Annotated in this window: 1 protein-coding gene; it reads left to right on the top strand. The window is 46.5% G+C overall.

Annotation, left to right across the window (positions count from 1 at the left end):
- The coding region (locus AAEY68_RS21340; protein ID WP_350586858.1) for an alanine:cation symporter family protein at window positions 1-254 on the top strand (254 nt) is incomplete at both ends.

The raw sequence follows: 254 nt of genomic DNA, 5'->3' as shown, positions 1-254 counted from the left end.
AGGCGGCATTAAGCGTATTGCAGCAATTACATCACGCGTAGTACCGTTAATGGCGGCTATTTATATTATTGGTGCTCTGGCTGTTATTTTTTATAACGCTGAAAACATCGGTCCTTCATTTTCTGCTGTATTTATGGACGCATTTTCTGGCTCTGCTGCCGCAGGTGGCTTCTTGGGGGCGTCATTTGCTTATGCGTTTAACCGGGGTGTAAACCGTGGTTTATTCTCTAACGAAGCGGGTCAAGGTTCTGCGC

Source organism: Pseudoalteromonas sp. RB2-MNA-CIBAN-0110, assembly GCF_040309305.1.
Classification (GTDB): Bacteria; Pseudomonadota; Gammaproteobacteria; order Enterobacterales; family Alteromonadaceae; genus Pseudoalteromonas; species Pseudoalteromonas arctica.
Note: the sequence above shows the minus strand (reverse complement) of the source record. Positions and strands in the feature narration are given on the sequence as shown.